The organism is Stenotrophomonas sp. STEN031 (genome assembly GCF_056759975.1).
The window spans coordinates 1-14,216 of the sequence record NZ_JBRREA010000002.1; the positions used below are offsets into that span (position 1 = coordinate 1).

13 protein-coding genes are annotated in these 14,216 nt (G+C 63.7%); all 13 read left to right on the plus strand.

Going from position 1 to position 14,216, the window contains the following annotated elements; all coding sequences use genetic code 11:
* The first annotated feature begins 307 nt into the window (after positions 1-307).
* The 13 genes from flgB to ACVOLQ_RS01020 all read left to right on the plus strand — a co-directional run bounded on the left by flgB (position 308) and on the right by ACVOLQ_RS01020 (position 14,064).
* Positions 308-712, plus strand: a complete 405-nt coding sequence (gene flgB / locus ACVOLQ_RS00960) for a flagellar basal body rod protein FlgB (protein WP_313172079.1) — start codon at positions 308-310, stop codon at positions 710-712.
* 11 nt (positions 713-723) lie between these two features.
* Positions 724-1,131, plus strand: a complete 408-nt coding sequence (gene flgC / locus ACVOLQ_RS00965; protein ID WP_481526755.1) for a flagellar basal body rod protein FlgC — start codon at positions 724-726, stop codon at positions 1,129-1,131.
* Between the two features lie 26 nt (positions 1,132-1,157).
* Positions 1,158-1,832, plus strand: coding sequence for a flagellar hook capping FlgD N-terminal domain-containing protein (locus tag ACVOLQ_RS00970; protein WP_313172082.1), 675 nt, complete (start codon positions 1,158-1,160; stop codon positions 1,830-1,832).
* Between the two features lie 31 nt (positions 1,833-1,863).
* Positions 1,864-3,084, plus strand: coding sequence for a flagellar hook protein FlgE (gene flgE, locus ACVOLQ_RS00975; protein ID WP_313172083.1), 1,221 nt, complete (start codon positions 1,864-1,866; stop codon positions 3,082-3,084).
* A 194-nt stretch (positions 3,085-3,278) separates the two neighbouring features.
* On the plus strand, positions 3,279-4,028 hold the full coding sequence (locus ACVOLQ_RS00980; protein WP_313172085.1) for a flagellar basal body rod protein FlgF: 750 nt from the start codon (positions 3,279-3,281) through the stop codon (positions 4,026-4,028).
* A 283-nt stretch (positions 4,029-4,311) separates the two neighbouring features.
* Positions 4,312-5,097, plus strand: a complete 786-nt coding sequence (flgG, locus tag ACVOLQ_RS00985) for a flagellar basal-body rod protein FlgG (protein WP_481526756.1) — start codon at positions 4,312-4,314, stop codon at positions 5,095-5,097.
* Between the two features lie 22 nt (positions 5,098-5,119).
* Entirely contained in the window at positions 5,120-5,809 is a 690-nt protein-coding gene (gene flgH / locus ACVOLQ_RS00990; protein ID WP_313172087.1) for a flagellar basal body L-ring protein FlgH, read from the plus strand.
* Positions 5,810-5,817: 8 nt separating this feature from the next.
* Positions 5,818-6,933 carry a flagellar basal body P-ring protein FlgI gene (locus ACVOLQ_RS00995; protein WP_481526757.1) on the plus strand — a complete coding sequence of 372 codons (1,116 nt, stop codon included), beginning with the start codon at positions 5,818-5,820 and terminating at the stop codon, positions 6,931-6,933.
* A 1-nt stretch (position 6,934) separates the two neighbouring features.
* On the plus strand, positions 6,935-8,110 hold the full coding sequence (gene flgJ, locus ACVOLQ_RS01000; protein WP_313172089.1) for a flagellar assembly peptidoglycan hydrolase FlgJ: 1,176 nt from the start codon (positions 6,935-6,937) through the stop codon (positions 8,108-8,110).
* An 11-nt stretch (positions 8,111-8,121) separates the two neighbouring features.
* Complete coding sequence (gene flgK, locus ACVOLQ_RS01005; RefSeq protein ID WP_313172091.1) at positions 8,122-9,999, plus strand: flagellar hook-associated protein FlgK; 1,878 nt, start codon at positions 8,122-8,124, stop codon at positions 9,997-9,999.
* On the plus strand, positions 9,999-11,201 hold the full coding sequence (flgL, locus tag ACVOLQ_RS01010; RefSeq protein ID WP_313492827.1) for a flagellar hook-associated protein FlgL: 1,203 nt from the start codon (positions 9,999-10,001) through the stop codon (positions 11,199-11,201). The genes flgK and flgL overlap by 1 nt, the downstream gene beginning before the upstream one ends.
* Positions 11,202-11,268: 67 nt before the next feature.
* Positions 11,269-12,495 (plus strand): flagellin, encoded by a 1,227-nt coding sequence (locus tag ACVOLQ_RS01015; RefSeq protein WP_481526758.1) that lies wholly within the window; start codon positions 11,269-11,271, stop codon positions 12,493-12,495.
* 351 nt (positions 12,496-12,846) lie between these two features.
* Complete coding sequence (locus ACVOLQ_RS01020; RefSeq protein WP_481526759.1) at positions 12,847-14,064, plus strand: flagellin; 1,218 nt, start codon at positions 12,847-12,849, stop codon at positions 14,062-14,064.
* The last annotated feature ends 152 nt before the right edge of the window (positions 14,065-14,216 follow it).

Below are 14,216 nucleotides of genomic sequence, written 5' to 3' on the forward strand. Positions count from 1 at the left end.
CGCCCCCCGCCCCCCCCCCCCCCCCCCGGCGCCCCCGGGCCGCCCCCCCCCCCCCCCGCCCCCCCCGCCCCCCCGCCCCCCCCCCGCCCCCCCGGCGCCCCCCACTACCGCCCCCCCTCTCTTTGGCATAGCCAAAAGGAGGGCTGGGGAGGGGTAGCTCTTTGCGCGCTGCCGCAGCAACGACTTCGCGGCTTGCGCCGCTCCTGCGGCTTTGCCGGTAACGCCCCCGCCAGGCATGGCGCGGCATCGCATGTCCTTTGGCACAGGTTTTGCAGCTTCCCCGGCAACGTTCCGTGGGAGGTTCCACATGGCCAACCTGATTTCCAACTATCTCGGCATCCACGCCCAGGCGATGCCTTTGCGCGAACAGCGCATGAAGCTGATCGCCAGCAACCTGAGCAATGCCGACACGCCCGGCTACAAGGCCCGCGATCTCGATTTCGACGCTGCCCTGCGCAATGCCCAGGGCGCAAGCAGCGGCAACGGCTTGTTGAACACCACCGCCGAGCAGCACTACGCCATTGGCGGCACCGGTGGACTCAACCCGTTCCAGATCCTGCGCGAAGGCGTGCAGCCCAGCCTGGACGGCAACACCGTTGATCCGGATACCGAGCGTGCCGCCTACGGCCGCGCCGCGCTGGAATATCGCGCCTCGCTGAGCTTCGTCGAGTCCAAGGTGAAGACCATGCTTACCGCCATCACTGGCCAATAAGGAAGCGCGCCATGAGCAACCTGCCCATCTTTGATATTGCCGGCTCCGCCTTGCAGGCGCAGTCGGTGCGCATGAGCACCATCGCCTCCAACCTGTCCAATGCCGACTCGATCGCCGGCTCGCCACAGGCGGTGTACAAGCCGCTGGAGCCTGTTTTCCAGGCAGTCACCAGCCGCAACGATCCCAACCTCACCGGCGTGCAGGTCAAGGAAATCGCACAGAGCGACGCGGCGCCGATCAAGCGCTACCAACCCAATCATCCACTGGCCGATGGCGAGGGCTACGTGTACTCGCCCGACGTCGATCCGGTCGCGCAGATGGTCAACCTCATCTCCACCTCGCGCAACTACCAGGCCGGCGTGGAAATGCTCAGCACCGCCAAGGAACTTGCCTTGGCCACACTGACGATGGGCCGCTGAGCCCCCTCCCCCAGGAACCTGCCGACATGAGCACCAGCGTCAACTCCGATCTTTACAGCTCGCTCGGGCTTACCGCACCAAACAAAACAGCCACCACCAAGAACAAAAGCACGCTCGACCAGGCGGATTTCCTGAAGCTGATGACTACCCAGCTGCAGCACCAGGACCCCACCAAGCCGATGGACAACAGCCAGATGGTTGCGCAGATGGCGCAGCTGTCCACCGTGCAGGGCATCACCGACCTGAACACCTCGGTGAAGGGCTTCCAGCAATCGATGGCCAGTGACCAGGTGCTGCGCGGCGCAGCGTTGGTGGGCCATGAGGTGATGGTGCCTTCAACCAAGGTCGCACTCGAGGCCGAGGGCGGCGCCAGTGGCACGGTAGCCGCGCCGTCGGCCGGTTCGGTAACCGTCGATATCACCGATGCCAATGGCCTGAAGGTCAATCAATTGACCGTGCCCGCCAACGCCGCCGGCGAGGTCGCCTTCCAGTGGGATGGCACCAACGCCGATGGCAAGCGCATGCCGGCCGGCAGCTACACGATCACCGCAAGCCATACCGACAGCGCAGGCGCGCAGAGCAAGCTCAACACCTATGTGCAGGCAGCAGTGGAAAGCGTGACGGTCGGTTCCGACGGCCTGTACCTGAACCTCAAGGGGCTGGGCACTGCCCCGCTCGACTACGTGCTCCGCGTCAGCTGAGCCCCCTCTTCGATTTCCCAGGAGTATCGCCATGGGTTTCAACGTTTCCCTGTCGGGCATCAACGCGGCCAACGCGGACCTGAATGTCACCGCCAACAATATCGCCAACGTCAACACCACCGGCTTCAAGGAGTCACGCGCCGAGTTTGCCGATCTGTTCAATGCCACCAGTTATGGGCTGTCGCGCAACGCCATCGGTTCCGGCGTGCGACTGAGCAACGTGGCGCAGCAGTTCTCCCAGGGCAATATCAACCAGACCGGGCGCAGCCTGGACCTGGCCGTGGCCGGCGAAGGTTTCTTCACCATGAACATGAACGGCGCACGTGTGTATTCGCGCGCCGGCAATTTCCAGACCGACAACAATGGCTATGTGGTGAACCCGCAAGGTGCGCGCCTGCAGGTGTTTGCTCCCAGTGCCGACGGCACGCGCTTCGATGGCCAGCTGACCGACCTGCAGCTGCTCACCACCGATAGTCCGCCCAAGCAGAGCACCTTGGTCAACATGGCCTTCACCCTGCCCGGCAATGCCCCGCAGCCGACCGTGGCCACATTTGATCCGGCCGACTCCAATACCTACAACCACTCCACCGGCGGCATCACCGTCTACGACTCGCTGGGTGTCAGCCATACCCAGACCTCGTACTTCGTGAAGACGGGCAATGCCAACGAGTGGCAGGTGCACAACTATATCGACGGCCAGCCCGCCGGTGCACCATCGCTGCTGCAGTTCTCCAATGCCGGTGCCCTGACCAACCCTGCCAATGGCGACATCACCCTGGCGCCGTTTACGCCTGCCACCGGCGCAGGCGTGGTCAACCTGACCCTGAACGTTTCCGGCGCCACCCAGTACGGCGAAAAGTTCGCCATGCGCGACACGCGCCAGGACGGTTACGCGGCAGGCAAGCTCAATGAGATCAGCATCTCTGAGGAAGGCGTGGTGTATGCACGTTATTCCAACGGTGACGACAAGGCCCTGGGCCAGGTCGCGCTGACCACCTTCAACAATCCGCAGGGTCTGCAGAACCAGGGCAACAACCTGTGGGTGGAGACCTTCGCCTCGGGCAACCCGCGTACCGGCGCACCTGACACCTCCGACCTGGGCCAGATCCAGGCCGGGTCGCTGGAAGCCTCGACGGTGGATCTCACCGAGCAGCTGGTCAACATGATCGTCGCCCAGCGCAACTTCCAGGCCAATGCGCAGATGGTGTCCACCCAGGACCAGATCACCCAGACCATCATCAATATCCGCTGACACCGGTACTGGGGAATCGGGAAAGGACATGCACCAGCACCTGGTCGACGCCTGACCCGATTCCGTTGTCGCACTTCAATTGTCCTGCTGTTTGATGCGAGCGGCAGAGGCGCTGCACGTCACCCGTTCCCGCACCGCCGCTGCTTTCGCTCCCGCGTTCCTCTCCCCGATCCCAACTGCCGAATCCCCGCCTTATGGACAAAGCCCTCTACGTTGCCATGACCGGTGCCCGCGCCTCGCTGCAGGCACAGGCCACCGTGTCGCACAACCTGGCCAACTCGGATACACCGGGCTTCAAGGAAGCACTGGCCAATACCGAGGCATTCCGCATCCAGGGGCCCGGGTTTCCGTCGCGGGTGGATGCCGTGCACGTGGATGCCGGTTTCAACCGTCGCGTTGGCGCGCAACAGATCACTGGCAATTCACTGGATCTGTCCTTGCAGCCAGGCAGCTGGCTGGCGGTGCAATCCAGCGACGGCACTGAGGCCTATACCCGCAGCGGTGCCCTGTCATTGACCCCGAACGGACAGTTGGTGACGGCCGAAGGCAACGCGGTTCTCGATGACAACGGCAATCCGATTGCCGTGCCACCCCATCAGGCCATGGAGATCGGCCACGACGGCACCTTGTCCATCATTCCGCTGGGCGAAGGCCCGCAGACGATGGCGATGATTGGCAGGTTGCGCGTCGTCGATGCACCCAACGAACGCCTGGAACGACGCCTCGATGGCTTGATGCGCAATACCGACCCCCAGCAACCCTTCGTGCAGCGCCAGGGCAAGGCACTGGATAGCGGCATGCTGGAATCGAGCAATGTGGATGCTGCCGGTGCGCTGGTGCAGATGATCCAATTGCAGCGGCAGTTCGAGATGCAGGTGAAGGTCATCAAGCACGGCGATGAGAACGCCCGCAGTGCCAACAGCCTGTTGCGTCTGAACGGCTGATAGCAGGCACCCGCGCGTACGCAAGGTACGCGCCCTCGCCTGCATCGACGTGCGGCGGTGAGTTGCCCGCCCCCTCCCCGACGCAGGATCCAACCCTTGCATCTTCCTGTCGGTGTCCGCAGAGCGGGTCCCGGCGCACGCCCCTTTTCGCAATTGCAGTCGCGGCTACATCGCCGCCACCAACCGCACCGCGCCGACATTCCGTCGTCGCTTTTTGGCACAGCCCATGCATTGACACAGGCAAGGGCCAATCGGCCGGTAACAGTCACCAAGGAATCGCACCATGAATCAGGCATTGTGGGTCGCCAAGACCGGTTTGGATGCGCAACAGACACGCATGTCGGTTGTCTCCAACAACCTGGCCAACACCAATACCACCGGATTCAAACGTGATCGCGCCAGCTTCGAGGACCTGTTGTACCAACAGGTCCGTCAGCCCGGCGGCTCCTCCTCGGCACAGACGCAGCTTCCTACCGGCCTGCAGCTGGGTACCGGCGTACGCGTTGTCGCCACCTCGAAACAATTCGAACAAGGTAGTCAGCAGCAGACCGGTCGCGCGTTGGACGTGATGGCCAATGGCCGTGGCTTCTTCGAAGTGATGATGCCCGATGGCACCTCGGCCTATACCCGCGACGGCAGCTTCCAGATCAACGCCCAGGGTGAACTGGTAACCAACAGCGGCTACCCGGTGCAGCCCGGCATCCAGATTCCGGAAGGTGCGCAATCGTTGACCATCGGCACCGACGGTACCATCAGCGTGAAGATGGCCGGTGAAGCCGCCTCGGTGGAAATCGGTTCGTTGACGCTCACCGATTTCATCAACCCGGCCGGCCTGCAGGCCAAGGGCGAGAACCTGTACCTGGAAACCACCGCTTCGGGTCCCGCACAGAACGGCACGCCCGGCCTCAACGGTCTGGGCACGGTCGTGCAGGGCGCATTGGAAGGCAGCAACGTCAACGTGGTCGAAGAGCTGGTGTCGATGATCGAAACACAGCGCGCCTACGAAATGAACGCCAAGGCCATCTCCACCACCGACTCGATGCTCGGCTACCTCAACAACAACGTCTGATTGGTCGCCAAGGGATACCGTCATGAGCAGCACCCTACTCCTGCGCCAACTTTCCATCGCCTTGTGCGCTGCCCTCATCGGCGGCTGCACGCTGGCCGGCGACGTGCGCCCCTATGCACCGATGGCGCCAATCCAGCCCATCGTCGTGCAGGCCGCCGCGCCAACCGCTGGTGCGATCTACGCCGCCGGCCCGGGCTTGAACCTGTATGGCGACAGGCGCGCACGCGACGTCGGTGACCTGCTGACCATCACCCTGGTCGAGAACACCATGGCCACCACCACCGCCAGTACTGCGATCAGCAAGAAATCCAGCGTTGATGTCGGAACGCCAACCCTGTTTGGCGCACCGGTCACCCTGGGCGGGAAAGACATTCTTGGCGCCTCCGCATCGGCTGACCGTGATTTCGGCGGCAAGGGCAACAGCGCGCAGAGCAACCGCCTGCAGGGCAGCGTCACGGTCACCGTCATCCAGCGCCTGCCCAATGGCAACCTGGTGGTGCAGGGACAGAAGAATCTGCGCCTGAACCAGGGCGATGAGCTGGTACAGATCCAGGGTGTGGTGCGCGCAGCGGATATCGCGCCGGACAACACCATCGCCTCCAGCAAGGTCGCCGATGCGCGTATCGCCTATGGCGGTCGTGGCGCGGTGGCGCAGTCCAACGCGATGGGCTGGCTGGGCCGCTTCTTCAATTCAGCATTCGCGCTGTTCTGAGCACCGTGATGAAGACTTTCTCTTTCATGCGTCCTGTTGTGCTGGCAGCACTGCTGCTTGCTGCCGCCCTGCCCGCTCAAGCCGAGCGCATCAAGGACCTGGCGCAGGTGGGTGGTGTCCGCGGCAACGCGCTGGTGGGTTATGGCCTGGTTGTCGGTCTGGATGGCAGCGGTGACCGTACCAGCCAAGCCCCGTTCACCGTGCAGAGCCTGAAGAACCTGCTGGGCGAGTTGGGCGTCAATGTTCCGGCCAACGTCAATCCGCAGTTGAAGAACGTTGCGGCAGTGGCGATCCACGCCGAGCTGCCGCCGTTCGCCAAGCCGGGCCAGACCATCGACATCACCGTATCCTCGATCGGCAACGCCGTCTCCTTGCGCGGTGGCTCCTTGCTGATGGCGCCGCTGAAAGGTGCCGATGGCCAGGTCTATGCCATCGCCCAGGGCAATCTGATCGTTGGCGGCTTCGGCGCCCAAGGCAAGGACGGCTCACGCGTCTCGGTGAACATCCCCAGTGCCGGCCGCATTCCCAATGGCGCCACGGTGGAGCGCGCCCTTCCCGACGTTTTCTCCGGTGGTGGCGACATCACCTTGAACCTGCATCAGAACGACTTCACCACGGTCTCGCGGATGGTCAATGCACTCAATGCCGCGTTTGGCGAAGGCGCAGCACGTGCCGTTGATGGCGGTACCGTATCGGTGCAGACACCCACCGATCCGGGCGCACGCATCGGCATGCTGGCACGCATCGAGAACGTCGAGTTGTCGCCAGGCACGGCACCGGCGCGCATCGTGGTCAACTCGCGTACCGGCACCGTCGTCATCGGCGCGCAGGTGCGGGTCAGCCCGGCGGCGATCTCGCACGGTTCCTTGACGGTGACCGTCAGCGAATCGACCCAGGTCAGCCAACCCAATGCCTTCGGCGGCGGACAGACCGTCGCTACCCCACAGTCCACCATCACGGCCAGCAATGAAGGCAGCCGCATGTTCCGCTTCGACGGCGGTGCCACCCTGGATGAGATCGTGCGCGCGGTGAACGAAGTTGGCGCCGCGCCTGGTGATCTGATCGCCATCCTCGAGGCCCTCAAGCAGGCCGGCGCATTGACCGCCGACCTCGAGGTGATCTGACATGCGTATCGCCGCGCCCGCGCTGGAACTCAATCCCGTCATCGCCAATGACCCGGCGAAGATCGACAAGGTTGCACGCCAGCTGGAAGGCCAGTTCGCGCAGATGCTGGTCAAGAGCATGCGCGATGCCAGCTTTGGCGACTCGCTGTTTCCCGGCGAGAACCAGATGTTCCGCGAAATGTACGACCAGCGCATTGCCGAAGCGATGACGCGTGGCCGCGGACTGGGTTTGTCGGCAATGATCGCGCGGCAACTGGGAGGCACCGAGGGTACGACAGCGCCAACGGTTGATCCCAGCATCAAACCAGCGGCGGCCGTGCGCGCCTACCAGTTGGCCACTCCTGCTGCCAGCGGCCTGCCGCTTGGCGAGGATCCGTTGTCATCGCTGGATCTGCGTGATCAGTCCACCTATATGGCGCCACAGACGCAGGCACTGGATCTGATCGCCGGGCGCGACAGCAGCAGCTTCCACGCCTCCTTGAACAGCGCCAACCCCTATCAGGATGCCGCATCCGTCGAACCGTCCGCGGATTGGGCAATGGCCAATGACCGTTGGAGCAAGGTGTCGGCGGCGGAACGCGGCGATGCGATCAACACCGCCAGTGCCAATGTCGCTGCCGACAAGCTGGGCAAGCACACGCCGGAAGGTTTCGTCGCAAGCATCTGGCCCCACGCCGAGCGCGCCGCGCGCGAACTGGGCGTGGATCCGCGTGCATTGGTCGCCCAGGCGGCGCTGGAGACCGGCTGGGGCAAGCGTCACATCAAGCGCGACAACGGTGACAGCAGCCACAACCTGTTCGGCATCAAGGCCAATGGCTGGAGTGGCGAGCGCGCCACCACCGGCACCCACGAGTACGTCAATGGCCAGCGTCGCAACGAGGTCGCCAGCTTCCGTGCCTACGGGTCGATGGCGGAGAGCTTTGGCGACTACGTGCGCATGTTGAAGACCAGCCCTCGCTACCAGGCCGCGCTCAGCGCCGGCAGCGATGTGCGCAGTTTCGCCCAAGGCCTGCAGCGTGCCGGTTATGCCACCGATCCCTCGTATGCGGCCAAGATCGCCGCTATCGCCGCCGGCCCGACCATTCAACGCGCTGTCGCCGCCATCGGCAGCGCCAGCGCCGGTCTGAGCCAGACCTTTGCCAGCAACGCCGGTACCACCGGCATCACCCGACGTTGAGATAGCCGTCCATGTCTAATGTTCTTTCCACCGGCACCAGCGCGCTGATCGCCTTCCAACGGGCGCTGGCGACTGTCAGCCACAACGTCGCCAACATCAAGACTGACGGTTATAGCCGGCAGAAGGTGGACTTCGCCACGCGTGAACCCAGCGACGTGGGTTACGGCGATGTTGGCAACGGCACCAAGATCACCGACATCCGCCGCGTTGCCGACCAGTTGGCCATCTCACGGCTGCTCGACAGCAACGGCGAGCTGGCACGGCTGCAGCAGCTGTCCGGCATGGCCGACCGTGTAGATGCCCTGTTCTCGGACGCCGCCACCAACGTCACCGGCGTGTGGTCCAACTTCTTCGACGCGGTCAATGGGCTTGCGTCCAATGCGTCCGGTACCGCGGACCGCCGCGACGTGCTCGATAACGCCAGCACCCTGGTAAACCGCTTCAAGCAACTCAATGCCAACCTCGATGGCTTGAACAGCGAGGTCAACAATGGCTTGATCTCCGCCGCCACCGAAGTAAACCGGCTCGCGTCGGAGATCGCGCAGATCAATGGCGCCATCGGCAGCAACGCCGCTGCGGCCGCGCCGGACCTGCTGGATCGCCGTGACCAGCTGATCTCCAAGCTGGTTGCCTACACCGGCGGTACCGCGGTGATCCAGGACGGCGGGGTGATGAACGTCTATTCGGCGGGCGGCCAGGCCTTGGTCGTCGGCACCACAGCCTCTCAGATCACCACCGCCGCCGACCCGTATCAGCCCGAACGTCTGCGCCTCGCCATCAAGACCCAGGGCATGACCGTCAGCCTGGACAGCAAGGCGCTTGGCGGCCAGATCGGGGGCCTGCTGGAGTTCCGTGAGACCGTGCTGACCCCGGCACAAGCCGAACTCGGCCGCATCGCGGTCGGCATGGCGCAGTCCTTCAACCAGGCCCATGCCGAAGGCATGGATCTGTATGGCGACATGGGGGGCAACTTCTTCAATCTCGGAGCTCCGAAGATTTCCGCGCACAGCGGCAATACCGGCGGCGCCACCCTCACTGCAAGTTATGGTGACCTGGCGGCGCTGGACGGACAGAACCTGCTGCTGAAGTTCGACGGTACCAACTGGCAGGCCAGCCGCGCCGATACCGGCGTATCCGTGCCCATGACCGGTACCGGCACCGCCGCCGACCCGTTCGTGGTCAATGGCGTTCAGTTCGTCGTGGGCGGCACACCCGCGACCAATGACCGCTTCCTGCTGCAACCCACCGCAGGTGCCACCAATGACCTGTCGGTGGCGATCACCGATCCTTCGCGCATTGCCGCTGCCAACCCGGTCAAGGGCACCGCCGTGCTCGCCAACACCGGTACCGGCGTGCTTGGCAAATTGGATGTCCTGGATGCAGGCAACCCTGCCCTGCTCAATCCGGCGGCGATCGAGTTCATCGACGCCAACAACTACACCATCGATGGCGCCGGCCCGTTTGCCTATACGCCCGGCCAGACCATCAGCGCCAACGGCTGGAGTGTCGTGCTCGATGGCAAGCCGGCCGCCGGCGACCGCTTCGATATCGGCAAGACCGCTGCCGGCTCCAGTGACAACGGCAACGCCTCGCGGCTCGCCAATGTCGAAGAAGCCAAGGCGTTCAACGGTGGCACCGTCACCTTGAACGGCGCGCTGGGTGGGCTGACCACGCAGATCGGCTCCGCAGCCCGTGCCGCCGACTACTCGCTGCAAGCACAGCAGGTGATCAACGACAACGCAAAGGCCTCACGCGACTCGATCTCGGGCGTGAACCTTGATGAGGAAGCGGCGGACATGCTCCGGCTGCAGCAGGCCTATCAGGCCGCATCGCAGCTGATATCCACCGCCGACACCATGTTCCAGACGATTTTGAAGGCGGTGGGCTGATGAGTAACCGTATTTCCAGCAACATGATGTACGACCAATCGGTCGCGCTGATGCTGTCCAAGCAGAGCAAGATGAATCATCTTGAGCAGCAGCTGGCCACCGGCAAGAAGATCGTCACCGCCAAGGATGATCCCGTTGCTTCCGGTACGGCCGTGGGCCTGGATCGCGTGCTTGCCGAGCTCGAACAGCTCGGCAAGAACGCCAACGGCGCACAGAACCGGCTGGGCCTGCAGGAAAATACCTTGGCCCAGGCCAACGAGCTGCTGGCACGGGTATCTGAATTGACCGTGCAGGCCAACAATGCCGCGCTGTCGGCGGAGGACCGCAAGACGGTTTCGGCCGAACTGCAATCGATCAAGGACCAGATGCTGGCCTTGGCCAATACCACCGACGGCAACGGTCGCTATCTGTTTGGCGGCGCTGCCGACGGTGCCGCCCCGTTCACCCTGGCCAATGGCACGGTCACCTATAACGGCGATCAGATCCAGCGCCAGGTCGAGGTTGCGCCAGGCATGTTCGTCAAGGACGCCCTGCCTGGCAGCGAGGTGTTCCTGCGCATCCGCACCGGTGATGGCACGGTCGATGCGGCGGCGGTCGCCGGCAATACCGGCAAGGCAGTCCTGACCGACATCAGCCGCGATGGTTCCGGCAGCTGGAACGGGGACAGCTACACGTTGCGCTTCACCGCCGCAGACACCTATGAAGTAGTGGATGCCAGCAACACCGTGGTCGGCACCGGCACCTACAAGACCGGCGAGGACATCGTCTTCCAGGGGCTGCGGGTGCGCATTGAGGGCACCCCCGCCGCCGGTGACGCGTTCAGCGCCGGGCAGGCCGGCACCCGCGATGTCTTCAGCACCATCGACCAACTGGTACAGACGCTGCAGATGGACACCTCCACCGAAGCCGGTCGCACCGCGCAACAGAACGCCCTGCAGGCCAGCATGCGTGATGTTGCACGCGCATCGGGCAGCCTGATCGACGCGCGTGCAGCCGGTGGTGCACAACTGAAATCCATCGATGATGCGGCCTCGCTGCGCGAGGCCAGCAGCATCACCCTGGAAAGCTCACTGTCGCAGTTACGCGACCTCAACTACGCCGAAGCCATCGGGCAGTACCAGCTCGAAGGCGCGGCTTTGCAGGCGGCACAGACCATCTTCACCCAGATGCAGTCCATGTCGTTGTTCAACATGATCCGCTGATTCCGCAACCCGCACCGCTTCCGCCTCCTCACACGCAGTACGTCACCGAACACAACGGAGAAGTCCCATGGCACAAGTCATCAACACCAACATCATGTCGCTGAACGCTCAGCGCAACTTGAACACCAGCGGCAGCAGCCTGGCGACATCCATCCAGCGCCTGTCTTCGGGCCTGCGCATCAACAGCGCCAAGGACGATGCCGCCGGCCTGGCCATTTCCGAGCGTTTCAGCACCCAGATCCGTGGCCTGGACGTCGCCGTCCGCAACGCCAACGACGGCATCTCGCTGGCCCAGACCGCCGAAGGCGCAATGGTCGAGATCGGCAACAACCTGCAGCGCATCCGCGAACTGGCCGTGCAATCGTCCAACGCCACCAACTCGCCCAGCGACCGTGAAGCGCTGAACGCCGAAGTCGACCAGCTGCTGTCGGAGATCGACCGCGTCGCCAACCAGACCGGCTTCAACGGCACCAAGCTGCTGGACGGCAGCTTCACCGGCGCCCTGTTCCAGGTCGGTGCCAACTCGGGCCAGACCATCGGCATCAATGCCATCGTCGATGCCAACATCGACACCCTGGGCAAGGCAGGCTTCGCCGACAACGTGAGCGGCTCCGGCATTGGCGGCACCGCGGCGACCGCCTCCGGCTCGATCAGCGGCATCACCGTCAGTGTCACCCCGGCCGGTGCCGCCGCCGCAAGCCAGATCAAGCTGGATGACATCAAGATCGAAGTCGGCGACGACGCTGCCGCCGTGCAGAAGAAGGTTGCCCAGGCATTCAACAACAAGCTGGACCAGACCGGCGTGTACGCCACCATCGAAGCCGGTGAACTGAAGCTCACCTCGGTGAAGGCTGGCCAGGACTTCGGCGGCGTCACCAACGGCACCCTGACGGGCGGCACCGGCATCACCGTCTCGCTGGCAGCGGATCTGGGCGCGACCACGGCCGCGGCAGGCGTGGCAGCCAACGGCGGCGGCACCCGCCACATGGAAGACCTGGACATCTCCGATTTCGCTGGTTCGCAGCGGGCCATTGAAATCGTCGACAAGGCACTGACGGCCGTCAGCAGCTCGCGTGCGGAGATGGGTGCCATCCAGAACCGCTTCACCTCCACCATCGCCAACCTGGCCACCACCTCGGAAAACCTGTCGGCTTCCCGCAGCCGTATCCGTGATGCGGACTACGCCAAGGAAACCGCCGAGATGACCCGTACCCAGATCCTGCAGCAGGCCGGTACGGCCATGCTGGCCCAGGCCAACCAGGTGCCGCAGAACGTGCTCAGCCTGCTGAAGTAAGCCAGCGCCACGTGGTCAAACAAAAACCCCGGCTTGCCGGGGTTTTTTATTCCTGATTTTTGCGGGAGCGGCGTAAGCCACGATTCCCGAACATCATCGGCTCGCAAATCCCGCCGGCCTTCGATACCACCTGCTCCGCTACTCCCGCCGTTCCCATAAACGGGTTCTGACTGCCTCCAGCGTTGGAGAGCGATATTTGTCAATCAGATCTTACGGAAGCCCTAAAGCGCAGGAGGGTGCTGCCGTTATTGATATCAGCAGCGGTACTGCGGCCCCTACGGCACTTCCCACTGCACCCAGTACCGGTCAGGTTGAGCTGCCGGATCAAACGACAAAAAGGAATCCGAAATCATGGCACAAGTCATCAACACCAACATCATGTCGCTCAATGCTCAGCGCAACCTGAACACGAGCGGCAGCAGCCTGGCCACCTCGATCCAGCGCCTGTCTTCGGGCCTGCGCATCAACAGCGCCAAGGACGATGCCGCAGGTCTGGCCATTTCCGAGCGCTTCACCACCCAGATCCGCGGCCTGGACGTTGCCACCCGCAACGCCAACGACGGTATCTCGCTGGCCCAGACCGCCGAAGGCGCGATGGTCGAAATCGGCAACAACCTGCAGCGTATCCGCGAGCTGGCTGTGCAGTCGTCCAACGCCACCAACTCCCCGACCGACCGTGAAGCGCTGAACTCGGAAGTCAACCAGCTGCTGAAGGAAATCGACCGCGTTTCCAACCAGACCAACTTCAACGGCACCAAGCTGCTGGACGGCAGCTTCTCCGGCGCCCTGTTCCAGGTTGGCGCCGATTCGGGCCAGACCATCGGCATCAACAGCATCGTCGATGCCAAGACCACCAGCCTGGGCACGATGAACTTTGCTGTCGACACCACGGCCGTCAACGTTGTTGCTTCCGGCGCCGCCGCGACCGCTGCCGGCAATGTCAGCGGTATCACCATCTCGGTGACCGGCACCGGCGCAGGCGCCTCTGCCAAGACCGTCAACATTGACACCGTCAAGTACGAATCCGGTGATTCGACCCTGTCGATCAACAAGAAGATCGCCTCGGCCATCAACGACAAGATGGACCAGACCGGTGTTTACGCCAAGATCGACGACACCAACGGTGCGATCACGCTGCAGTCGGTCAAGGGCAACCAGTTCACCTCGGCCATGAGCCTGGGCACCATCAGCGGTGGCGGCCTGGCTGCTGGCACGGCGTTCACTGCCCAAACCGCAGCCAACGTCAATGACGCCAAGAACGCCAGCAAGCTGGATATCTCGAGCTTCGCCGGTTCGCAGAAGGCCCTGGAAATCGTCGACAAGGCACTGACCGCGGTCAACAGCTCGCGTGCCGACATGGGTGCGATCCAGAACCGATTCAGCTCCACCATCTCCAACCTGTCGACCACCTCGGAAAACCTGTCCGCCTCGCGCAGCCGCATCCGTGATGCCGACTACGCCAAGGAAACCGCCGAGCTGACCCGCAACCAGATCCTGCAGCAGGCCGGTACCGCCATGCTGTCGCAGGCCAACAGCTCCACCCAGAACGTGCTGAGCCTGCTGGGCTAAGCAACCTGCAGGGCCGGTGGGCCGGCTCCAGAGGTGACGTTTCCAGAACCCCCGCTCTCAGGCGGGGGTTCTGCGTTTGCTGTAATTGCCGGCCGCGACCGGGCAGTTTCGGCACAACGTTTGCATGGTCAGCACGGCAACCGTCGCCGACT

What these genes read in the sequence shown, in the direction of transcription:
- flgJ (WP_313172089.1), top strand. Translation starts at nt 6,935, where the DNA reads ATGCGTATCGCCGCGCCCGCGCTGGAACTCAATCCCGTCATCGCCAAT.
- flgG (WP_481526756.1), top strand. Translation starts at nt 4,312, where the DNA reads ATGAATCAGGCATTGTGGGTCGCCAAGACCGGTTTGGATGCGCAACAG.
- ACVOLQ_RS01020 (WP_481526759.1), top strand. Translation starts at nt 12,847, where the DNA reads ATGGCACAAGTCATCAACACCAACATCATGTCGCTCAATGCTCAGCGC.
- flgC (WP_481526755.1), top strand. Translation starts at nt 724, where the DNA reads ATGAGCAACCTGCCCATCTTTGATATTGCCGGCTCCGCCTTGCAGGCG.
- ACVOLQ_RS00970 (WP_313172082.1), top strand. Translation starts at nt 1,158, where the DNA reads ATGAGCACCAGCGTCAACTCCGATCTTTACAGCTCGCTCGGGCTTACC.
- flgL (WP_313492827.1), top strand. Translation starts at nt 9,999, where the DNA reads ATGAGTAACCGTATTTCCAGCAACATGATGTACGACCAATCGGTCGCG.
- flgK (WP_313172091.1), top strand. Translation starts at nt 8,122, where the DNA reads ATGTCTAATGTTCTTTCCACCGGCACCAGCGCGCTGATCGCCTTCCAA.
- flgB (WP_313172079.1), top strand. Translation starts at nt 308, where the DNA reads ATGGCCAACCTGATTTCCAACTATCTCGGCATCCACGCCCAGGCGATG.
- ACVOLQ_RS00980 (WP_313172085.1), top strand. Translation starts at nt 3,279, where the DNA reads ATGGACAAAGCCCTCTACGTTGCCATGACCGGTGCCCGCGCCTCGCTG.
- ACVOLQ_RS01015 (WP_481526758.1), top strand. Translation starts at nt 11,269, where the DNA reads ATGGCACAAGTCATCAACACCAACATCATGTCGCTGAACGCTCAGCGC.
- flgH (WP_313172087.1), top strand. Translation starts at nt 5,120, where the DNA reads ATGAGCAGCACCCTACTCCTGCGCCAACTTTCCATCGCCTTGTGCGCT.
- flgE (WP_313172083.1), top strand. Translation starts at nt 1,864, where the DNA reads ATGGGTTTCAACGTTTCCCTGTCGGGCATCAACGCGGCCAACGCGGAC.
- ACVOLQ_RS00995 (WP_481526757.1), top strand. Translation starts at nt 5,818, where the DNA reads ATGAAGACTTTCTCTTTCATGCGTCCTGTTGTGCTGGCAGCACTGCTG.